The sequence below is a fragment of the Streptomyces sp. NPDC051576 genome (assembly GCF_040681835.1).
Lineage (GTDB): Bacteria > Actinomycetota > Actinomycetes > Streptomycetales > Streptomycetaceae > Streptomyces.
In genome coordinates this window covers 126,779-147,433 of the sequence record NZ_JBFAZO010000015.1, presented here as the reverse complement: position 1 = coordinate 147,433, position 20,655 = coordinate 126,779, and the positions used below count along the sequence as shown (strand labels likewise).

Annotated in this window: 18 protein-coding genes; 12 read left to right on the top strand and 6 right to left on the bottom strand. The window is 72.1% G+C overall.

The window, feature by feature from the left end; translation table 11 throughout:
* Positions 1-200: 200 nt before the first annotated feature.
* The gene (locus tag AB0M63_RS39420) at positions 201-647 is read right to left on the bottom strand and encodes a DUF1772 domain-containing protein (protein WP_366022757.1); all 447 of its coding nucleotides are present in this window, start codon (positions 645-647) and stop codon (positions 201-203) included.
* Between the two features lie 92 nt (positions 648-739).
* On the opposite strand from AB0M63_RS39420, the gene AB0M63_RS39415 reads away from it, so the two are divergent.
* From AB0M63_RS39415 to AB0M63_RS39395, 5 genes are all read left to right on the top strand, one after another.
* Positions 740-1,318, top strand: coding sequence for a TetR/AcrR family transcriptional regulator (locus AB0M63_RS39415; RefSeq protein ID WP_366022756.1), 579 nt, complete (start codon positions 740-742; stop codon positions 1,316-1,318).
* A 136-nt stretch (positions 1,319-1,454) separates the two neighbouring features.
* Positions 1,455-2,453 carry an NAD-dependent epimerase/dehydratase family protein gene (locus AB0M63_RS39410; RefSeq protein ID WP_366022755.1) on the top strand — a complete coding sequence of 333 codons (999 nt, stop codon included), beginning with the start codon at positions 1,455-1,457 and terminating at the stop codon, positions 2,451-2,453.
* 98 nt (positions 2,454-2,551) lie between these two features.
* Entirely contained in the window at positions 2,552-3,310 is a 759-nt protein-coding gene (locus tag AB0M63_RS39405; protein WP_366022754.1) for a glycosyltransferase family 2 protein, read from the top strand.
* On the top strand, positions 3,307-3,924 hold the full coding sequence (locus AB0M63_RS39400; protein WP_366022753.1) for a DUF2064 domain-containing protein: 618 nt from the start codon (positions 3,307-3,309) through the stop codon (positions 3,922-3,924). Before AB0M63_RS39405 ends, AB0M63_RS39400 begins: the two co-directional genes overlap by 4 nt.
* Positions 3,921-4,679, top strand: coding sequence for a class I SAM-dependent methyltransferase (locus AB0M63_RS39395; RefSeq protein ID WP_366022752.1), 759 nt, complete (start codon positions 3,921-3,923; stop codon positions 4,677-4,679). Before AB0M63_RS39400 ends, AB0M63_RS39395 begins: the two co-directional genes overlap by 4 nt.
* 349 nt (positions 4,680-5,028) lie before the next feature.
* Here AB0M63_RS39395 and AB0M63_RS39390 read toward each other — a convergent pair whose 3' ends face one another.
* The gene (locus AB0M63_RS39390) at positions 5,029-6,267 is read right to left on the bottom strand and encodes a molybdopterin-dependent oxidoreductase (protein ID WP_366022751.1); all 1,239 of its coding nucleotides are present in this window, start codon (positions 6,265-6,267) and stop codon (positions 5,029-5,031) included.
* A gap of 208 nt (positions 6,268-6,475) precedes the next feature.
* On the opposite strand from AB0M63_RS39390, the gene AB0M63_RS39385 reads away from it, so the two are divergent.
* Complete coding sequence (locus AB0M63_RS39385) at positions 6,476-7,798, top strand: hypothetical protein (RefSeq protein ID WP_366022869.1); 1,323 nt, start codon at positions 6,476-6,478, stop codon at positions 7,796-7,798.
* A 127-nt stretch (positions 7,799-7,925) separates the two neighbouring features.
* Here AB0M63_RS39385 and AB0M63_RS39380 read toward each other — a convergent pair whose 3' ends face one another.
* The 4 genes from AB0M63_RS39380 to AB0M63_RS39365 form a co-directional block, all read right to left on the bottom strand.
* A complete protein-coding gene (locus AB0M63_RS39380; protein WP_355913990.1) occupies positions 7,926-9,041 on the bottom strand; it encodes a substrate-binding domain-containing protein in 1,116 nt (371 codons plus the stop codon).
* A gap of 112 nt (positions 9,042-9,153) precedes the next feature.
* Entirely contained in the window at positions 9,154-10,350 is a 1,197-nt protein-coding gene (locus AB0M63_RS39375; protein WP_366022750.1) for an ABC transporter permease, read from the bottom strand.
* Positions 10,350-11,918, bottom strand: coding sequence for a sugar ABC transporter ATP-binding protein (locus tag AB0M63_RS39370; protein ID WP_355913832.1), 1,569 nt, complete (start codon positions 11,916-11,918; stop codon positions 10,350-10,352). The genes AB0M63_RS39375 and AB0M63_RS39370 overlap by 1 nt, the downstream gene beginning before the upstream one ends.
* A 200-nt stretch (positions 11,919-12,118) precedes the next feature.
* On the bottom strand, positions 12,119-12,877 hold the full coding sequence (locus AB0M63_RS39365) for an IclR family transcriptional regulator (RefSeq protein ID WP_355913835.1): 759 nt from the start codon (positions 12,875-12,877) through the stop codon (positions 12,119-12,121).
* Between the two features lie 217 nt (positions 12,878-13,094).
* Between AB0M63_RS39365 and AB0M63_RS39360 the strand changes: the two genes are divergently transcribed.
* From AB0M63_RS39360 to AB0M63_RS39335, 6 genes are all read left to right on the top strand, one after another.
* Entirely contained in the window at positions 13,095-14,054 is a 960-nt protein-coding gene (locus AB0M63_RS39360) for a cyclase family protein (RefSeq protein WP_366022749.1), read from the top strand.
* Entirely contained in the window at positions 14,054-15,142 is a 1,089-nt protein-coding gene (locus AB0M63_RS39355; protein WP_366022748.1) for an NAD(P)-dependent oxidoreductase, read from the top strand. The genes AB0M63_RS39360 and AB0M63_RS39355 overlap by 1 nt, the downstream gene beginning before the upstream one ends.
* Positions 15,139-16,068 (top strand): NAD(P)-dependent oxidoreductase, encoded by a 930-nt coding sequence (locus AB0M63_RS39350; protein WP_366022747.1) that lies wholly within the window; start codon positions 15,139-15,141, stop codon positions 16,066-16,068. The genes AB0M63_RS39355 and AB0M63_RS39350 overlap by 4 nt, the downstream gene beginning before the upstream one ends.
* Positions 16,069-16,073: 5 nt before the next feature.
* Positions 16,074-16,970 (top strand): phosphogluconate dehydrogenase (NAD(+)-dependent, decarboxylating), encoded by an 897-nt coding sequence (gnd, locus tag AB0M63_RS39345; RefSeq protein WP_366022746.1) that lies wholly within the window; start codon positions 16,074-16,076, stop codon positions 16,968-16,970.
* A 350-nt stretch (positions 16,971-17,320) separates the two neighbouring features.
* Positions 17,321-19,204, top strand: coding sequence for a multicopper oxidase domain-containing protein (locus AB0M63_RS39340; protein WP_366022745.1), 1,884 nt, complete (start codon positions 17,321-17,323; stop codon positions 19,202-19,204).
* On the top strand, positions 19,201-20,646 hold the full coding sequence (locus AB0M63_RS39335) for an MFS transporter (RefSeq protein WP_366022744.1): 1,446 nt from the start codon (positions 19,201-19,203) through the stop codon (positions 20,644-20,646). The genes AB0M63_RS39340 and AB0M63_RS39335 overlap by 4 nt, the downstream gene beginning before the upstream one ends.
* The last annotated feature ends 9 nt before the right edge of the window (positions 20,647-20,655 follow it).

The following is a 20,655-nucleotide window of genomic DNA, read 5'->3' as shown; positions in this document are numbered from 1 at the left end:
CCGCCACCCGTCGCGGACCGTGTGGGGCGGATCACGGCGCCCGACTCGACTGGTGGGTGGAGAGGGCGTAATACCCCGGTGCTACTCGCACCGCCCGTTTTCACTTCCCGGGGCCGGTTCTCGTTCCGGCGCAGGCGGCTCGTCCTGATGCTGTGGATCGCCGTCCTGGCGGCCTTCTCCGGGTTGCCTGGCTCGCGGGATCAGACGAGGGCGGCGGCCAGCAGGGCGAAGGCGGCGATGATGACGGCGACGCGAACGTAGTGGAAGCGGTCCCAGCGGTTCATCTGCTGCTTCCAGTCGGCGGGCCGGTTGTCAGGGGTCCAGGTCTTGCCCCGGTTGTTGATCGGGACGAGCAGCAGGATCGACATGATCACGCTGAGGGCCAGCAGCGCGCCGGCGGTGACGACGGAGCCGGTGCCTTGGTCGTGGCGTCCGGCGACGGCCCAGACCGCGACGAGGACGAGCGAGGTGATGTACCAGACCGGCATCACCGCGCCGAGCATCCGGCCCCCGTGGGCGCGACCGAGTTGGCCACTGTCACCGGGGAGCGCGTCGAGGATCCGGTTGATGACGAAGGCGACGGAGAACTCCACCCCCACCATCACTCCGACGACCACGGCGGTGACGACCTTGAGTGCGTCGAGCATGATGACTCCTTCCGAGTTCTAGCACTGCTAGATGACGAGGCAACGCTAGACCTACTGCCGCTCGATTGTCTAGCAGTGCTAGGATCACGACCATGTCGGTACAGGAACGCAAGCAGCGCGAGCGGGCGGAGCGCGAGCGCCTCATCGTGGCGACAGCCCGCGAACTCGCCGAGCAGCAGGGCTGGGACGCGGTCACCACCCGCCGGCTCGCCGAGCGCATCGAATACAGCCAGCCCGTCCTCTACAGCCACTTCCGCGGCAAGCGCGAGATCATCGGCGCCGTCGCCCTCGACGGCGCGGCCGAGATGGCCGTAGCACTGCGGACCGCGACCGCCGCCGCGGACGGACCTCGCCCCCGGGTCACCGCCCTCGCCCGCGCCTATCTCGACTTCGCCGCGCGCAACCCGGCGGTCTACGACGCCATGTTCCAGCTCGACGGCGGCCTGGCCTTCGCGCACGAGGACACCCCCGAGCCCCTGAAGGACGCCTTCGCCGCCCTGCTGGAAAGCCTCGGCGAGGTCGCCGGCGACGGCGTCCACCCCGGACTGTTCACCGAGGTGTTCTGGGCGGCCCTGCACGGGCTGGCCACCCTGACCCGGGCGGGACGGCTGCCGCCGGAGGACGCCGAGTCGAGGGTGGAGTTGCTGGTGGACCGGCTCGCCGTGGTCTGACACACCATCACGGCGGCGCGCACTTCCACCAGGATTCCCGACAGCGCTGCCGACGTCCTGAGCAGGTCTTACGGACCGGTGACATGGCGGGCGTGGTGCTGCCGCTCGGCGGGTTCGCGGTTCTAGCGTCTGGTCCATGCGAGTACTGGTCACCGGCGGTGCCGGGTTCATCGGGTCCCATGTCGTCGAAGCTCTGACCGCACGGGGACATGAAGCGGTCGTGTTCGACCTGAGCGACGGCCCGGACGTACGCGACACCGAGGCGGTCGCGTCGGCGCTGCCGGGAGTGGACGCCGTGTGCCACCAGGCGGCGATGGTGGGGCTGGGGACGGGATTCGGTGACGCCGCCGACTACGTCTCGCACAACGACCTGGGTACGGCGGTGCTGCTCTCCGCGATGGCCGACGCGGGGGTACGCCGACTCGTGCTCGCCGGGTCGATGGTCGTGTACGGCGAGGGTTCGTACGCGTGCGAGTGGCATGGACCGGTGCGCCCGGGACCCCGGGCCGTGGCCGATCTGGAGGCCGGGCGTTTCGAACCCCGGTGCCCGCGCTGCGACGAGGAGTTGGCGCCGGGGCTGGTGGGTGAGGACGCTCCGGTCGACCCCCGGAACGTGTACGCGACGACCAAGCTCACCCAGGAACATCTGGCGGCCGCCTGGGCGCGCTCCGCGGGCGGTTCGGCCGTGTCGCTGCGCTACCACAACGTGTACGGCCCGAGGATGCCGCGCGACACCCCGTACGCGGGAGTCGCCTCCTTCTTCCGGTCCGCGCTCGCCCGCGGTGAGGCGCCCCGCGTCTTCGAGGACGGCGGCCAGCGGCGGGACTTCGTGCATGTACGGGATGTGGCGAGCGCCAACGTGGCGGCACTGGAGGCCGAGTCCCAGGAGGGGGCGCTGGTCGCGTACAACACCGGCAGCGGTGACCCGCACACGGTCGGCGAGATGGCGCGCGCGCTGGCCGCCGCGTACGGCGGGCCCGAACCCGTGGTGACCGGGGAGTACCGGCTGGGGGACGTACGGCACATCACGGCGGACTCGTCGCGGCTGCGGGCCGAACTGGGCTGGAAGGCCGAGGTCGGATTCCCGGAGGGGATGCGGGAGTTCGCGACGGCGAAGCTGCGGGGGGAGCAGTAGCCGCCGCGGGCGGCCCCGGCGTCCCGCCGGGCGCCGGCCCCCGACGTCCGCGTTTCGTAAGGAGCGGAAGTCCGATACGTCCCATTCGCAACCGTAGGGTGAAAGCCGTGACGACCTCTCCCGCAACGGAACCTGACACGGCGTCTGTCGACGTGGTCCTCCCCTGTCTGAACGAGGCCGGGGCCCTGCCCTGGGTCCTCGCCCGTATCCCGGCCGGCTGGCGCGCGCTGGTCGTCGACAACGGATCCACGGACGGTTCGGCGGAGTTGGCCGCCGCTCTCGGCGCCACCGTCGTACGCGAGACACGCCGCGGATTCGGCGCCGCCTGCCACGCCGGACTGCTGGCCGCCACCGCGGACATCGTCTGCTTCTGCGACTGCGACGCCTCGCTCGACCCGTCCCTTCTGGTGCCCTTCGTCCGCGAGGTGCGCGACGGCGAGGCCGACCTCGTGCTCGGGCGGCGCCGCCCGCAGGGGCGAGGCGCCTGGCCCGCACACGCCCGGGCCGGCAATCTCGCGCTCGCCCGGATGCTGCGCCGCCGCACCGGACTGCGCCTGCACGACCTCGGCCCGCTCCGTGCCGCCCGCCGCGAGGAGTTGCTCGCCCTCGGCCTCACGGACCGGCGCAGCGGCTACCCGCTCCAGATGGTCGTCCGCGCCGCCGACGCCGGTCTGCGCGTCGCCGAGCACGACGTGCCGTATCTGCCGCGGACCGGCGCCTCCAAGGTCACCGGGACCTGGCGCGGCACCTGGCAGGCGGTACGGGACATGCGCCGCGTCCTGGCCGAACCGCCGGCACCCCGGAACCTTCCGGCCGTCGGCTCCTCCTCCGCGTCCCTGGGAGCGAACTCCCGGTGACCACACTTCTTCTCATCGCCAAGGAGCCGCGACCGGGACGGGTGAAGACCCGGCTCACTCCGCCGTTCACCCCCGTGGAGGCCGCCGCGCTCGCCGAGGCGTCGCTCGTCGACACCCTGCACGTGATGCTGGCGACGCCCGCGCGGCGGCGGGTCCTGGTGCTCGACGGAACGCCGGGCCCCTGGCTGCCACCGGGCTTCGACGTCGTACCCCAGTGCGGCGGCGGGCTGGACGAACGGCTGGCCGCCGCCTTCGCGGGCTGCGACGGGCCCGCGCTGCTCATCGGCATGGACACACCCCAGGTGACGCCCGAACTCCTCACCGTCGACTTCGCCGACTGCGACGCGTACTTCGGCCCGGCGGAGGACGGCGGCTTCTGGGCACTGGGCCTCGCCGACCCCGACCCCGGACTCCTGCGCGGCGTACCGATGTCGACGCCCACCACCGGCGCCGTACAGCGGATGCGGCTGAGCGCCGGGGGGCTGCGGGTGCGCGATCTGCCCGCGCTGCGCGACGTCGACACGGCGTACGACGCCGAACTGGTCGCCGCCTCGGCACCCGACGGGCGGTTCGCCAGAAAGCTGGCGCGGCTGAGAACGGGAGTCGCCGGGTGAGTACGGAGCACGAGGTGGCGCCCCCACGCCCCTGGTCCGCCGACCCCTACACCGACGCGCTGCGCACCGGCCGCGGTCCCCTCTATCTCCGCCGTACGGACGGCTGGTTGCTGCCTCTGGAGGTAGAGCGGTGGTGCGCCGCGGCCGATGCCGCGGACCATGAGGTGCTGCGGCGGTCCCAGGGGGCCGTGCTCGACGTGGGATGCGGGCCCGGGCGGCTCGTGGCGGCGCTCGCCGCGCAGGGGCGGCGGGTGCTCGGCATCGACGTCAGCGAGGCCGCCGTCGCGCACACCGTGCGGCTGGGCGGGCAGGCGCTGCGCAGGTCCGTCTTCGATCCCGTCCCCGGTGAGGGCCGCTGGGACACCGCCCTCCTCCTCGACGGCAACATCGGCATCGGCGGCGACCCCCGCGCCCTGCTCCACCGGATGTCCCAACTCCTCGCCCCCGGCGGCATGTTGATCGCCGAGACTGCCGTGGTCGACGTCGACGAACAGGTGCAGGTACGCGTCGCCGACGGGCGCGGCGCCACCGGTACGCCCTTCCCCTGGGCACGCCTGGGCACCCCGGCCCTGCTGCGGTACGCCCGCGCGGCCGGATGGCGTCCCGACGGTCAGTGGGCGGCCGGCGGCCGCTCCTTCCTCGCCCTGCGCAATCGCAGTACGAGCAGCGCGGCCGAGCCCCCGAACAGCACGGCCGTGACCAACAGCCAGCGGGACAGGAACCCCTCCCCGGACAGGGCGGTGGCGGACCTGTAGTGGTCCGCGACCTGCCCGCTGATCAGCGGGAACCACACCAGGAGCAGCAGACCGGAGAACGCCGTCGGGACCCGGACGTAGATCGTCCACTCCCGGTGGCCGACCGCTCCCAGGGTCCGTGCGAGAGCCCGGTCCGCCCCCGCGTACAACGGCACCAGCACCAGGTCGTGCACCAGCGCCGCGCCCACGAACCACAGCGCCACCCCGAACCAGTCGTCCGCGAGCAGCCGCACCCCCGCATATCCGGCGAGCGCGAACGAGCAGGCGAGCAGCAGGATCTGCAGGGGGCTGCCCAGCACGGGCCTGCCGAACGGTCGTAGCTTCAGCGGTGTCCATCGCGGCCGTCGCATCACAGGTCTCCGAACGTCATCCGGGCCACCCATTTGGTGTTGAGCACGCCGGGCGCCGCGGGGACGATGACGCGCGCCGGGTAGCCGTGGTCGGGGGTGAGGTCCTCGCCGTTGACGAACAGGGCGAGCAGGGATCGCGGGTCGCGGACCTGGTTGTCCCGCAGGGCCGAGCGGCGGAACGCCCCGTGCCGTTGCAGCGATTCCACGAGTACGTCGGGCGCCTCGGCGGTCTCGTAGCCGACGAGCGCCGCCAGGTCGCGCAGCCGTACGCCTCGCCACCACTGGTCGGAGGTCGACCAGCCCTCCACGCAGGCGATGGGCAACGCGGCGCTGTACAGGGGCAGTTGAAGCAGCTCGGCCCGGGTCAGCCGGACCGTCCGCCCGCCTCCCTCGACCACCAGCCGCCACGCCTCGCCGGATGTCTCGCGCATGTCGATCCCAACCGCCGCAGCGGTCTTGTTGATCTGGAACGCGCCGGGTCCCGAGCCCGGTTCGGGGCCGCCGTGCGGTGCGAGTACGGCCGTCTCCCGCAGGGGTCCGTCGAAGCTGTGGCCCGCCGTCGTGGCGAACAGGAGCAGCGATCCGCCGCCCACCACACCGAGCGCGCCCCGGCGCGAGACGGTGGGCTCGGTGGGGTTCGGTGACACCAACTCCCTTTCCTCGGAAGGGGGTTCGTCCCGGAGGTGGCGCAGGTTGCGCAGGGCGGCGGGTGTCTTCAGGACGGCGTGCGCGAGGAACGCGGCGAAGAAGACCCAGGCGCCGTAGAAGTGCAGCGGATAAAAGGAGCCCGGAAAGATGTAGTCGAGCTGGACGTTGAGCACGCCGGTGGTGAACTCGAACAGCCCGCCGCCCACGAGCAGCAGGAGCGAGAGCCGCTCCAGCGCGTGCGCGAGGGAGCGGGCCGGCGGCAGCGCGAACAGCTTCGGCACGACCGACCACAACTTCGCCAGCAGTACGGGGATCAGCGCGATGCCGAGCGTGACGTGCACGCCCTGCGTGAAGCGGTACAGCCAGGCCGGGTCGGTCGGCCAGGAGAAGAGATAGAAACCGAGCAGGCCCTTGTCCGGTGTCTGGTCGTTCACCGGCGACAGGTCCGGGTTGTAGGCGGCGTACGACACCAGGCCCGTCACGAACAGCACGGTGATCCCGCCGAGCAGCACGACGCCCAGCACGGAGGTGAACCAGGGGCCGCGCAGCGGACTGCGCCAGAAAGCGGGTGATGACGGGGAGCGTGGCATGTTCCGACCGTAGGCCGGTACGGCCCCCGAACGGCTCCGCGAACCATGACGAAACCCTGACGTCCACCCCGGCGGCGGTTCCGCCGGGCGGACAGCGGCCTAGCGTGGCCATGTGAACCGCGATCTTCTCCGCGACCGGCCCCGCACCCGTCCCGACAAGCGTCCCCGTGACGTTCTCGGCGACCGCCCGCGCGACCACGTCCGCGACCTGTCCGCCGCCCTCGCCGCCACCGCACTCGTCGTGCTGGCAGCCCTGGTCGGGACCGCCATCCAGCACCGCGACCGGTCACTCTTCGTCAACTGGCCGCCCCTGTTCGCCACCTGGGAACCACATGTCGGCCCCGGCACCCCGGCAGCGCTCGCGGTCGCGGTCGCCGTCGTCGCCTACGGGCCCGTCCTCGCGGCCCGGCTGCGCTGGCACGCGCTGCTGTTCACCGTCTGGGGCACCGCCATGGCCTGGACGTTCTCGCTCGCGCTGGTCGACGGCTGGCAACGCGGCGTCGCGGGACGGCTGACGGCCCACAACGAATACCTCACGGTCATCGGCCGCTTCCACGACATCCCCGCCACCCTTCGCGACTTCACCCACCACATCCTGAGCCACTCGCCCGCGCCCTGGCCCGCGCACATCGCGGGGCATCCCGCGGCGGCGACCGTCACCTTCGTCCTCCTGGACCGGATCGGGCTCGGCGGCGGCGCCTGGGCGGGCGTCTGGTGCATCGTCACCGGCGCGGCGGCGTCGGCCGCGGTCCTCGTCACCGTACGAGCGCTGTCCGGCGAGGCACTCGCCCGCCGCGCCGCCCCCTTCCTCGTCCTCGCCCCGGCCGCCATCTGGGTGGGCGCCTCGGCGGACGGATACTTCTCGGCGGTCGCCGCCTGGGCCGTCGCCTTCCTCGCCCTCGCGGTCACCGGACACCGGCCGCGGACCTCCGGCCTCGCCGCCGGCCTCCTCTTCGGCCTCACCCTGTATCTCTCGTACGGCCTGACGCTGTTCGCCCTGATCGCGGGCGCCGCGCTGCTGCTCGGGCGGCGCCGACTCACTCCCCTCCCCTACGCCGTCGCCGGACTCGCCGTCGTCCCCCTCGTGTTCACGCTGCTCGGCTTCGACTGGTGGGAGGCGTACCGACTCCTGATCACCCGCTACTACGAAGGGGTCGGCGGGACCCGGCCGTACAGCTACTGGGTGTGGGCGAACCTGGCCTGCACGGCGGTGATCGTCGGCCCGGCGACGGCGGCGGGCCTGCGGCGGGCCGTCTCGGTCCCCGGTCGTCCCCAACTCCCGGACCTCCGGGGCGGTTTCCGGACCGCAGCACCCGAACCCCGCCTTGCCGTCCTCGTGTTGGCGGCACTGCTCGCGCTCCTCGTCGCCGACCTCTCCGGCATGAGCAAGGCGGAGACGGAGCGCATCTGGCTGCCGTTCGCGATGTGGCTGCTCCCCGCCTGCGCGTTCCTCCCACGGCCGCGCGCGTGGCTGGCCGCCCAGGCGGCGCTGGCCCTGCTCCTCAACCACCTGCTGCTGACGGGGTGGTGAGGACCGGGACGCGGACTCGGCACGCACGAATGCCCGGGCGGGGACGCACGGCGGTGTCCCTCCCGGGCGTCGAACGGGAGGGACACCGCCGGTACGGAACCTATAAGGCACCTGCGCAGAACGGGAGTTACTTCCCCCAGAGCTTCTTGTACGCCTCGCGGTATCCCGCGGGGTCCCAGGACGACTTGCTCTCGCTGTTGTCGCTCGTGGTGATGTGGGCCGGAGCGACATAGCCGCTGGCGGGCTTGCCGGAGAAGGAGCGGTTGAACTCGTCGACGATCTGCCAGCCCTGCTCGGACAGCGGCTCGGGAACCGTCGCCGACTGGAACTGCTTGCTGTTGATGCGCTGGAAGGCGGAGGGGTCGCCGTCGCCCGCGCCGATGTTGAAGGGCGCGGCGTTGCCCTGCTTGCCCGCGGCCCGGAGCGAGGGGGCGGCGTCCGCGAAGTAGAGGTCGTTGATGGCGACGGAGTTCGTCCACTTGGTGCCGTAGCGGGAGAGCAGGGCGGACACCTCCTGCGGGGTGCGGGTGCTCGCGTCGGCGATGGGGATGTTGGACGTCTTCAGGACCTTGACGTCGGAGCAGGTGGCGAGTTCCTTCACGATCAGGTCCGACTTGCCCTTGGCGAAGGGGATGGAGGCGTCGGTGAAGACCACCACGCCCGCGCGGCCGTTGGACTGGCTGATGACCCAGTCGGCGCTGATCTTGGCGACGTCCTGGACCTTGGTGGTGATGTTGCTGAACAGCTTCGGGTCCGTGCTGGGGCCGGGAGCGTCCACGGCGTGCCAGCCGATGAGCGGAATGCCGGCGGCGTTGGCCTGGGCGACCTGCTGTGCGGTCGACTTGGGGTCGAAGCCGGACAGCACGATCCCGTCGGGCTTGACCGCGACCGCCTGGCTCAGCGCGGCCTGGATGCCGGCCGGCGTGCCCTGGCCGTCGATGACGCGCACCTTCCAGCCGATGGCCTTGGCCGCTTCCTTGACGCCCTCGGCGGCGCCGGCGACTCCCGGGTTGGTCATGCTCTGGGCGACGTAGACGATGGTCTTGCCGGCGACCGCCTTCGGGCCGGTGGTGGGGCCGTTCCAGGCGGCGTTGACGTCCTCGGCCGCCTTCACCGCGGCCTTGGCCTTGGCGAGGACGGCGGGGCAGCCCGCCTTCGTGCCGGAGACGGTGCCGGCGGCGCCGGCCTGCGAACCCCGGCTGCAGCCGGTGGCGAAGGCGGTGACCACGGCGAGCGCTGCCACAGCTCTCACGGACGTCTTGCGGGTGAGGTGGTACGACACGGAGGAGCTCCTTGCTGAGGTACGGCGGGAAGGAGGATGCGCGGGGGGAGGTGGAGGGCGGGGAGGCCCGGATCTAGTCCGTCGTGGAGGGCGGCGGGGGCACGTCCTGGGATGCGGTGACGGAGGTCTGGACGGATGCGGCCGAAGGTTCGGACAGTGACTTGCGGGTGGCGGTGGCCCCGGCGCGCAGCCTGCGGCGGGCGGAGTAGCCGGCCAGGCCGACCGCGAGGAGGAGGGTGCCGCCGTTGAACAGGGAGGTGGCCCAGAACTCGGCGCCGAGCTGCTGGATGCCGGCGAGGCCGATGGCGAGGATGGCGACGGCGACGACCGTGCCGGCGGCGTTGGCGCGGCCGGGCTTGATGGCGGTGGAGCCGAGCAGCGCGCCGACGAAGGCGGGCAGCAGGTAGTCCATGCCGACGCTGGGGTTGCCGATCTGCTGCTGGGCGGCGAGCAGGACGCCGGCGACACCCACCACGAGTCCGGAACCGGCGAAGGCGTAGATGCCGTAGCGGCGGGTGGGGATACCGACCAGGTCGGCGGCGCGGGCGTTGGAGCCGATGACGTACAGGTAGCGGCCCAGCGGAAGCCGTTCCAGGAGCAGCCACAGCAGGACGGCGAGGCCGAGGACGTAGAAGGCGGGCACGGGCAGGCCGAGGAACTTGGAGTCGTACAGGTCCGTGAAGGCCGGGGGCAGACCCTGCGGGCCGGGGACGATGCGGGCGCCGTCGGTGATCCAGCCGGTGACGGCGTAGAGGACGCTGCCGGTGCCGAGGGTGGCGATGAAGGAGTCGATCTGGGCGAACTCGACGAGCAGGCCGTTGAAGACGCCGACGATGCCGCCGCCGACGATGACGACGAGACAGGCCATCGGCCAGGGCCAGCCGTTGTTCACGATGAGCTGCATCGTCAGCACGTGCGCGAGACCGAGGCCGTAGCCCACGGACAGGTCGAACCTGCCGGTGACGATGGGGATCATCGCGCCGAGCGCGAGCATCGCCGGGATCGACTGGTTGGACAGGATCGACGAGATGTTGTCCAGCGTCGGGAAGGTGTCCGGCAGCGCGAAGGAGAAGATGAGGAACAGCAGGACGGTGAGGGTGAGCAGGCCGTACGTGCCGATCAGGTGGCCGCGGAGCCGGCCGCCGCGGGACGTGTTCTTCTCGCCCCCCGGTCGGGCGGGGGCGGTCGTACGGCGGCTGGTGGGTGCCCCGTCGGCTCCGCCGGTCGTGGGCCGCTGGGCTCCGTTGGAGGATTTCGTCTCGGTGGCCATCAGTGGTTGCCCGTTCCGGTCAGCGCCGGCATGGCCGACGCGGCATGGGTGAGTTCGGTGACGTTGAGGGCTTCGCCGGACAGTTCGGCCGTCACGCCGCCCCGGACGAAGACCAGGGCGCGGTGGCACACGTCGGCGACCTCTTCGAAGTCGGTGGAGATGAGGAGGACGGCGAGTCCTGCGGCGAGGGCGTCGTCGAGAAGGCGGTAGATCTCGGCCTTCGCGCCGACGTCGACTCCGGCGGTGGGCTCTTCGAGGATCACCACACGGCGGCTGAGCCGCAGCCAGCGGCCGATCATGATCTTCTGCTGGTTGCCGCCGGACAAGGTGGCGATCGGCGCTTCGGGGTCGGTGGGGCGGACGCCGAACCGCTCGACGAGTGCGTCGGCCTCGGCGCGTTCGCGCGCGGGGCTGATCCAGCGCCACGGGGAGCGGCTGTCGGCGCGGGGGTTGGCCAGGAAGTTCTCCCGCACGGTGAGTTCGAGGGCGCAGCCCTCCTCCTGGCGGTTGCTGGTGACGAAGCCGATTCCCGCGTCGACGGCGGCGGTGACCGAGCCGGGACGGTAGGGGCGGCCGTCGAGCAGCACCTCGCCGGAGGTCAGGGGCCGGGACCCGGCGAGGGCGCGGCCGAGGTCCATGTGGCCGGCTCCGGTGAGGCCGACCATGCCGAGGACCTCGCCGGCGCGCAGTTCCAGGTCGACGGGGCCGGCGCCTGCGGTGGTGACGCCGCTCAGGCTCAGCACGGTCGCGGCGGCGGTGCCCGTGGCCCGGGGGGCGGGCGGCCGGTGGCTCTCCGGTTCGTGTCCGACGATGTCGCGCACGATCCGCTCGGGGCCGTGTTCTGCGAGCAGGCCCTCGCTGACGAGGTGTCCGTCGCGCAGGACGGCGAAGCGGTCGGCCACCCGGTAGACCTCGTCGAGGCGGTGGCTGACGTAGACGATGGCGTGGCCTCGGTCGCGCAGGGTGTGCAGCACGTCGAAGAGCCGCTCGCAGTCGGCGGCGGGCAGGCTGGCGGTCGGTTCGTCGAGGACGACGAGGCGGGCGCGGGTGGACAGTGCGCGGGCGATGGCGACGAGGGAGCGCTCGGCGCGCGTGAGGTCGGCGACGGCCGCGTCGGGGTCGAGGTGTCCGGCGACGATGTCCAGCGCCTCGGTGCAGCGCCGGCGCACCTGGCGCCAGGAGACGAGCCCGCCGCGGCGGGGGTAGCCGGTGCCCAGGGCGACGTTCTCGGCCACCGACATCCACTCCACCAGTCCGAGGTCCTGGTGGATGAAGGACATCTCGGCGGAGGCGGAGTCGGTGCCCAGGGGGTGACCGGCGACGGTGACCTGGCCTTCGTCGGCGCGGTAGACACCCGCGAGAATCTTGATAAGTGTGGATTTTCCGGCACCGTTGTGCCCCAATAGGGCGAGGACGCTGCCGCTGTGGATGTCGAGGTCGACGTCGGCGAGGGCGAGGGTGCCGCCGAACCGCTTGCGCAGTCCGCGGATCGTCACCAGCGCGTCGGAGGCCGGATGACCGCCGGGCACCGGGGAGCTGGGAGCTGTGTCGTCGGGAGCGTCTTTCACGGACTTCTCCGGGGGATCTGCAGGCCGAGGACCAATCCATCGGCTCGGACAGAATCCTGAACTCATCCCAACATGCTGGTCAATACTTCGGCGGACTTTTATTGCCCCAAAGTTACGGCGGCCGTACGGAAGACTCCGTACGGCCGCCGCCGTCGATCCGGACCCGACAGGGCCTCACCAGGCCGGGCACCCCACCTGTGTCATCCGGCGCTGACGGACACCCCCCGCGGGAGCATCGGGTTCTCCAGCCCGGCCGCGATGGCCCGCAGGTCCTTCAGCAGCGCCTCGCGGAACTCGTCGTCGAGCCGCGCCTTGAGCACGGTGACACTGATCGCGAAGGGCGCCGAGTCGGTACGGAAGCCCGTGACCGGCACGGAGAGGCAGAGCACTCCCGCGGTGGCCTCCTCGTCGTCGATCGCGTACCCCCGCTCCCGTGTGGCCGCCAGGTCCTCCAGCAGGGCCGGCACCGAGGTCAGGGACCGCTCGCTGAGGCCGGGGAGCGTACGGCCGCGCAGCCGGTCCTCGGCGACGGCCGGATCCAGCGTCGACAGGATGGCCTTCCCCGTGGCGGTGCAGTTGGCGGGGAAGCGGTCACCGATGTTGGCGGTGAGCCGCAGTGGCTGGGTGCCGTCGTACCGGGCCAGATAGAGCACCTCCAAGCCGTCCAGGACGGCCACCCTGGCGGTCTCGCGCGAGATGTGCGAGCTGCGCCGGCACAGTTCGTAGAAGTCGCGGAGTTGGTCCACCGTGGACAGGTAACGGCCGCCGAGCTCGACCAGCTTGCGCCCCAGGCCGAAACCCGCGCCGTTGCGCGTGATCATGCCCGCCGCCTCCAGCGAGGCACACAGGTTCCCCGTCGAGGACTTCGGCAACTCCAGGGCACGCGCGATCTCACTGACCGACAGCGGGCGCCCCTCCGCCTCGCCGAGCACGTCCAGGATCGCCACTGCTCGCGTCACCGCCGGGACAAGGCTTCCCGGGTCGCTTGCGCTCACCGTCTTTTCCACCCATCATTCTGTTCGTCGTTCAGCATGTTGTTATTGTCTCTCGTCTGTCACCGAACGACAATGCCGTCGCCGCGCGTTTTGCCATCGGGACTCACCAAGGCTTCCGACCGTAGCGCGCCTTCCGGGCCGACCGACGACACCCTTCCAGCCTTGGAGCGCTGAGCAGCACATGACCAGCAACCCGCCCGAATCCCCGCCTCCCGTCGCCGACAACGGCCCCCGTCTGTCGCGCGAGGAGTTCGACTCCCTCTTCGACTCCCTCCGGACCTGGGGCCGCTGGGCCCCCGCCGACCGCGGCGCGTGGAACCGGGTCACCCCCGCACACGTCCAGCGGGCCACCGCTTTGGTCCACAGCGGCACCACCGTCCCCATGGCGCTGCCCTGGAACACCGTAGCCGGGCCCGACAACGGCAAGCCCGCCCTTCACTACATGTCGGACCTCGGTGACGTGGAGGCCCCCGAGCCGTCCTGTCACAAGGACTTCATCGCCGTCGACTACCACGGCAAGGGCGTCAGCCACCTGGACGCGCTCTCCCACATCGCCTACCGCGGGCAGCTCTACGACGGCCGCGGCGCGCGTGAGGTCGTCGACGCGGCCGGCGCCCACTTCGGCGCCGTCTCCGCCCTCGGCCCGCTCGTCACCAGGGGCGTCCTGCTCGACCTGCCCGCCGTCCTCGGCACCGACTGGCTCGAACCCGGTACCGCCGTGCACGCCGAGGACGTGCTCTCCGCCGAGAAGGCGCTCGGCGTGAGCATCGGCGAGGGCGACGCGGTGCTGCTGCGCTCCGGCCACTTCCGGCGCCGCGCCGAACTCGGCCCCTGGAACCCCGACAACGCCAGCGCGGGCTTCCACGTGGACGCCATGCCCCTGCTGGCCGAGCGCGGGATCGCCCTGCTCGGCGGCGACGGCGACAGCGACGTACGGCCCTCCCCGGTCGAGGGCCTGCACTCCCCCGTGCACGCCCTCACGATCACCGCGATGGGCGTACCGCTGCTGGACAACCTCGACCTGGAGGCGCTGTCCACGGCCTGCGCGGCGGCGGGTCGCTACGAGTTCCTGCTCGTAGTGGCGCCGCTGAACGTCCCCGGCGGCACGGGCTCCCCGGTCAACCCGGTGGCGGTGCTGTGATGGCGGGCACCGACCGGTTCACCGTCGGGGTCAGCCGCGACTTCCTCGACCCGGACGGGCGCAACGTCTGGGGCGACATCCGGCTCGGCGAACTGGACGCCGCCGGAGTCGACTGGCACTACCTGGCGCGTGACACCGACGAACTCCTCGCCCCGGACATCGACGGCCTGGACGCCGTCCTGTTCGCGGCCCCCGCCGTCACGGCCCGCACGTTCGAGGGCGTCACCCGTCCCCCGATTCTCCTCGCCCGCTTCGGAGTCGGCTACGACGCCGTCGACCTCGACGCCTGCACACGCCACGGCGCCCTGGTGACCATCACCCCGGACGGCGCCCGGCGTCCCGTCGCCACCGCCGCCCTCACCATGCTGCTGGCCGTCCTCCACAACGTCGCCGCCAAGGACCGCCTCGTACGACAGGGACGCTGGGCCGAGCGGGAGGCGTGGATGGGCCTCGGCCTCACCGGCCGCCGCATCGGCCTGCTCGGACTCGGCAACACCGCACGCGATCTCGTCGGCCTGCTGCGGCCGTTCGACACCGAGATCATCGCCTACGACCCCTACTGCCCGCCGGAGACCGCCCGGGAACTCGGGGTGCGCCTCGCCGACGCCGACACCGTGATGGCCGAGGCGGACGCCGTGATCGTGATGTGCGTGCTGACGGAGGAGACCTTCCATCTCGTCGACGCGCGGCGGCTGTCCCTCATGAAGCCCTCGGCCGTGCTCCTCAACGTCGCCCGCGGCCCGATCGTCGACGAGCAGGCCCTGATCGGGGCGCTGCGCGACGGGCGCCTCCGCGGCGCAGGACTCGACGTGTTCGAGACCGAGCCACCCGCCGCCGACAACCCCCTCCTGACCATGGACAACGTCGTCCTCAGCCCGCACAGCCTGGCCTGGACCGACGAGATGTCCGCCGGCAACGGAGGCAGCGCGGTACGGGCCGTCCTGGACGTGGCGTCGGGCCGGCTGCCGCGCTTCGTCGTCAACCGCGATGTGCTCGGCCACGCGTACCTCTCGGAACGACTCGGCGCACGGGCCGCCGTCTCCGCGTCGGCGGACGGGCAGCAGACGCCGGCCGGGGTCCACCCGTGAACCCGACCGCGCCCGCGCCCACGACGGTCGGTTTCCTCGGCCTCGGTGCGATGGGCCTGCCGATGGCGGCCAACCTCGCCAAGGCCGGCTTCGACGTACTGGCCTGGAACCGTGGCCGGCCCGCACTCGACGCCGCCGTCGCCGCCGGCTGCCGCGCGGCCGGCCGTCCCGCCGAAGTGGCCGCGCACGCCCGGACCGTCCTCACGATGCTTCCCGACCTGCCCCAGGTCCGAGAGGTGCTGGAGGGCCCGGACGGCCTGCTGGCGGATACGGCCGGCGTCCTGGACACGCTGGTCGTGATGGGCACCGTCTCCCCCGTCGCCGTGCGCGCCCTCGCCGAGGAACTGCGCCCCCGCGGCATCACCGTCGTGGACGCCCCCGTCAGCGGCGGGGTGACCGGCGCCCGGAACGCCGCTCTGTCGATCATGGCGGGCGGGACCGAGGACGCCGTCGCACGCGTCCGCCCCTGCCTGACCGTGATGGGCTCGACGGTACGGCGCATGGGCGACACCGGAGCCGGATCGCTCGCCAAGGCGTGCAACCAACTCGTCGTCGCCGGAACCCTGGTGGCCCTCGCGGAAGCCGTCCTGCTCGGCGAGCGCGGCGGTCTCGTACCGGCCGAGCTGCTGGAGGTGCTGGCCGGTGGCCTGGCCGCCTCCGAGGTGCTGACGCAGAAACACCATCACCTCGCCGACAGCGACTTCACGCCCTCCGGACCCGCGCGCTACCTCCTCAAGGACCTCGGCTTCGTCCTGGAAAGCGCCGCGGACACGGACATCACCCTGCCGCTGTCCGCCACCGTCGCCGGGCTGTACGCGGCGGTCGACACCCACGGGCTCGGCGATCTCGACAACAGCGTCGTGCTCCGGCTCCTGCGCGAGGGCGCCCCCTCCCGCGCCCCGCACCACACCACCACGAAGGACTGAACCAGATGCAGGTAGGAATCGTCGGACTCGGCCGCATGGGCGGCAACATGGCGGCCCGCTGGCGGGAGCACGGCCACGAGGTGGTCGGCTACAGCCGCACCTCTCCCGACCGTGACGTCAGCTCGCTGGAGGAACTGGCCGGCAAGCTCGCCGCGCCCCGCGTGGTGTGGCTGATGCTGCCCGCCGGAGACCCCACCCGCCAGGCGCTGCGGCAGTTGACGGGGCTGCTGTCCCCGGGCGACGTGGTCGTCGAGGGCGGCAACTCCCGCTTCAGCGACGACACCGAGCACGCCCGGCTGCTCGCCGAGCACGGCATCGGCTACGTCGACTGCGGTGTCAGCGGCGGCGTCTGGGGCCGGGAGAACGGCTATGCCGTGATGTGCGGCGGCACGGACGAGCATGTCAGCCGGGTGTGGCCGCTGCTGAAGTCGCTCGCCCCCGAACAGGACGGCCTCTGCCACGCGGGACCGGTGGGTGCCGGCCACTACGCGAAGATGGTCCACAACGGCATCGAGTACGGGATGATGCAGGCCCTCGCCGAGGGCTACGAGCTGCTGGAGGCAAGCGAGTTCGTGCCCGACGTGCCCAAGGTGCTCGCCTCCTGGCGGCACGGCACGGTCGTGCAGTCCTGGCTGCTGGACCTCCTGGTCCGCGCGCTGGAGCAGGACTCCGGACTGGAGGGTCTCTCCGGCCGGGTCGACGACTCCGGCGAAGGCCGCTGGACGGTGGAGGAAGCGGTACGCCTCGCGGTGTCCGCCCCCGCCATGACCGCCGCGCTGTTCGCCCGCTTCGCCTCCCGCAAGCCGGACGCCGCCCAGCTGAAGGCACTCGCCGCGATGCGGCAGCAGTTCGGCGGGCACGCGGTGCACGCGGCACGGGGGCCCTCGGCCGACAACGGCTGACACGTGCTGCCAGGCCGGGGACACGGAACCCGGCCGTCCCTCCGACATCCGCCGCGGCCAGGACGTGCCGCGGCGGACCGCGGCGTGAGCCGCGGAAGAGACCCCGGCCCACGCGACCGAGCTGTGGCGGCGGCCCGACTCGAACGGTCCGCCGCCGTGACGAGCGAAGGACGGCACACATGGAAGACGGACACAGCAGACCGGAACGACCCGTAAAACCCCTCACCCGCCGAGTACTCCTTGCCTCGACCGCCGCCGCAGGCATGCTGATCGCGGCCGGCGAGCACGCCCCAGCGGAAGGAACCGCTGAAGCCGGCGCTCAGGTGGACCCCGCGGCAGCCGGCGCTCAGATGTCCCCGGTGGCAGCGGAGCGTCCGGCCGACGCCCACGCCCACGACGGACCGGGCGTGGTCGAGACGGCCGCTGACGCGCCCGGGTACAAGGCCCTCACCCCCTACCTCGACCCCCTGCGCATTCCCCCGACCCTCAAGAAGACCCGCGCCGACGGGGTTTCGTACGCCACCGTCCGGATGCGGGCCACGACGGTGCGCCTGCACTCACAGCTTCCGCCCACTCCCGTCTGGACCTACGACGGGCACGTACCGGGTCCCACGATCGAGGTCCGCCGCGGCGAGCGGCTCCGCGTCACCTGGACCAACAGCCTCTCCGGCGCCTTCCCGCTCACCGCGGTCGAGGTCCCCAACGTCACGCAGACACCGGCGATCTGGGACCAGCCGGGCCGGAGCGGGTACCCGGCGCGCGAGGACGTCGCGGAACTGCGGCCGTGGACCGTCGTGCACCTGCACGGCGCCCTCACGGGAAGCGGCAACGACGGCTGGCCGGAGAACGGGCTGCAGCCGGGCGCGTCGCAGCTGTCGGAGTACCCCAACGACCAGCCCGCGGCGGCGCTGTTCTACCACGACCACGCCATGAACATCACCCGGTGGAACGTGATGGCCGGACTGTCGGGGATGTATCTGATACGCGACGAGGAGGAGAACGGCCTCGGCCTCCCGAGCGGTGCCCATGAGGTGCCCCTGCTCATCTCCGACCGCAATCTGGAGACCGACGACGCCGGCCTGCTGACCGGACGCCTCCTGCACAAGACGGTCGTCATCCACCGTGAACCGCTGCTGCAGATGCGGGCGTTCACCGGACCGTTCACCCTGGTCAACGGAGTCATATGGCCCCATCTTGAGGTGCAGCCCCGGTGGTACCGCTTCCGTGTGCTCAACGGTGCCAACACCCGTCAGTACGAACTCCGGCTGACCGACGAGGACGGCCGCGCCGTGCCGGCCGGCACCGTCTACCAGATCGGCACCGACCACGGGCTGCTGGACGAGCCCGTGCCGGTGCACGACGGTCTGACGCTGGCGTCCGCCGAGCGCGCGGACCTGCTGGTCGACTTCTCGGTGTCCCGGGGCCGCCGCCTGCGGCTGGTGAACACCAACGCCAACCCGGATCCGGGGCCCTGGCCGCAGGTGATGGAGTTCCGGGTGGCGCGAGGGCCGGTCCGTGACCCGTTCGTCCTGCCCCAGCGGCTGCGCGGCGGCTCCGGCGGGGACACGAGGCCTGCCCGGCCCGACACGGAGAGGCTGGTCGTGCTGACGCCCATGGGTCCCGGGCAGGCCCTGTGCTGGGAGATGGAGAAGACCGACGCCCCCTCCGGTGAGCTTCCCGTCGACGGCATCGTGCAGATCAAGGAGGCGGACGGGAGCGTCACCACGTATCGGCGCAGGGCGGCCGACTTCCACGATCCGGTGCGCTTCTTCGTGCGTACGCGGAGCTGGGAGAGGTGGCGCTTCCTGCATGCCGCACCCAGCGGCTGGCCGCATCCCATGCACATCCACGCGACCAGCTTCCGGGTGGTGAGCCGGGAGACGTACGACGTCGGCGGGTTCACGTCGTTCCCGATGCCCGGTGGCGGCATCGGCTGCGGCAGCGCCACCCCGCTGAAGTGGACCGGAGCCGGTGCGGTGCCGCCCGGGGAGCAGGGCTGGAAGGACACCGTCCGGGTCGGGGCCGGTGAACTGGTCACGGTGGACGGCTACTTCGGCGACTCCTCGGGACAGTTCGTCTACCACTGCCACATGCTCGAACACGAGGACATGGGCATGATGCGCCGGTTCGTGGTCCAGCCCGCGCAGATTCAGAACATCGGCGACACGAGCATGGGCATGGATACGGGCTCGGGCACGTCGGACTCGGAGCACGACGCGGAGACGCAGGGATGAACACGCGGGGCGGCCGGAGAGACGACGGCAGGGGTTTGGCGCTGCTGGTGGCCGGGGCCTTCTTCATGGAGAACCTGGACGGCACGATCATCTCGCCGGCCGCCCCCGACATGGCCGCATCCCTCGGAGCGCGGCCGGTGGACATCGGGCTCGCCATCACGGCGTACCTGGTCGCTCTCGCGGTGTTCATCCCGGCGAGCGGCTGGGCCGCCGACCGCTACGGCGCCCGGCGCGTCTTCGCCGCGGCCGTCACGGTGTTCACCGCGGCCTCGGCGCTGTGCGCCGCCGCCCCAGGTCTTCCGGAGCTGGTGGCGATGCGGGTGGTGCAGGGCATCGGCGGGGCGATGATGGTGCCCGTCGGCAGACTGGTGGTGCTGCGCGGCACCCGCAAGGCCGACCTGCTGCGGGCTGTCGCCTACCTGACCTGGCCCGGACTGCTCGCCCCCGTCGCCGCACCCGCGCTCGGGGGTCTGTTCACCCAATACGCCTCATGGCGCTGGATCTTCCTGGTCAATGTCCCGCTCGGAGTGGCGGCACTCCGGCCGGCTTTGCGGCTGGTGCCCGACTTCAGGGCGGCCGAACGCCCCCGCCTCGACCGGGCGGGCTTCGTGCTCGGCGGGGTGGGGCTGGCGGCGACGGTGTACGGGCTGGAGTTGTTCGGCGGGCCGCCAGGAGCAGAGGGCACGGCCACGGCATGGGCAGGCGCGGGCATGGTCGTCTGCTCTCTGACGGTCCTTCACTTCCTGCGCGCACAGCACCCGTTGCTCGATCCGACGCTGCTGCGGGTGCGCACGTTCCGGGTGTCCAACGTAGGCGGGGCGCTGTTCCGCGCCGCGATCAGCGCCGTCCCGTTCCTGCTGCCGCTGATGTTCCAGGACGCCTTCGGCTGGAGCCCGGCCCGGGCCGGGCTCGTCCTGGTCGCGGTCTTCGCCGGCAATGTAGCCGTGAAGCCCCTCACCACCCCGCTCCTGCGCCGCTTCGGTTTCCGCACGGTGCTCCTGGTGAACGGGGCCGTCACCGCGGGGACGTTCCTGCTCTGCGGGTCGCTCGGCCCCCGCACGCCTCTGTCGGTGGTGCTGTCCGTGCTGTTCGCGAGCGGCGTGTGCCGGTCCGTCTCCCTCAGCGCCTATGCCTCGCTCGGCTTCGCCGACATCGCACCGGACCGGACCGGCGCCGCCAACACGCTCTCAAGTACCGTGCAGCAGTTGGCCGCAGGCCTGGGGGTCGCCTTCGGCACCCTGGCCCTGCGCACGGCGGACATGCTCACCGCGCACCTGGGCCTGGACGGGCCGACCGAGTCGTACCGGCTGGCTTTCGCGCTTCTGGCGCTGCTCCCGCTCGCGGCCGTGGCGGAGGCCGAGCGCCTGCGGCCCGACGCGGGAGCGGTCGTCACCGGGACCGGGGCGCACCGCGCCCCGCCGGTCGAGAGGCCCGTCCGGTGAACCGCCGTC

Coding starts and splice junctions, on each gene's coding strand:
- AB0M63_RS39410 (WP_366022755.1), top strand. CDS start 1,455: ATGCGAGTACTGGTCACCGGCGGTGCCGGGTTCATCGGGTCCCATGTC.
- AB0M63_RS39415 (WP_366022756.1), top strand. CDS start 740: ATGTCGGTACAGGAACGCAAGCAGCGCGAGCGGGCGGAGCGCGAGCGC.
- AB0M63_RS39340 (WP_366022745.1), top strand. CDS start 17,321: ATGTCCCCGGTGGCAGCGGAGCGTCCGGCCGACGCCCACGCCCACGAC.
- AB0M63_RS39420 (WP_366022757.1), bottom strand. CDS start 647: ATGCTCGACGCACTCAAGGTCGTCACCGCCGTGGTCGTCGGAGTGATG.
- AB0M63_RS39335 (WP_366022744.1), top strand. CDS start 19,201: ATGAACACGCGGGGCGGCCGGAGAGACGACGGCAGGGGTTTGGCGCTG.
- gnd (WP_366022746.1), top strand. CDS start 16,074: ATGCAGGTAGGAATCGTCGGACTCGGCCGCATGGGCGGCAACATGGCG.
- AB0M63_RS39360 (WP_366022749.1), top strand. CDS start 13,095: ATGACCAGCAACCCGCCCGAATCCCCGCCTCCCGTCGCCGACAACGGC.
- AB0M63_RS39375 (WP_366022750.1), bottom strand. CDS start 10,350: ATGGCCACCGAGACGAAATCCTCCAACGGAGCCCAGCGGCCCACGACC.
- AB0M63_RS39355 (WP_366022748.1), top strand. CDS start 14,054: ATGGCGGGCACCGACCGGTTCACCGTCGGGGTCAGCCGCGACTTCCTC.
- AB0M63_RS39390 (WP_366022751.1), bottom strand. CDS start 6,267: ATGCCACGCTCCCCGTCATCACCCGCTTTCTGGCGCAGTCCGCTGCGC.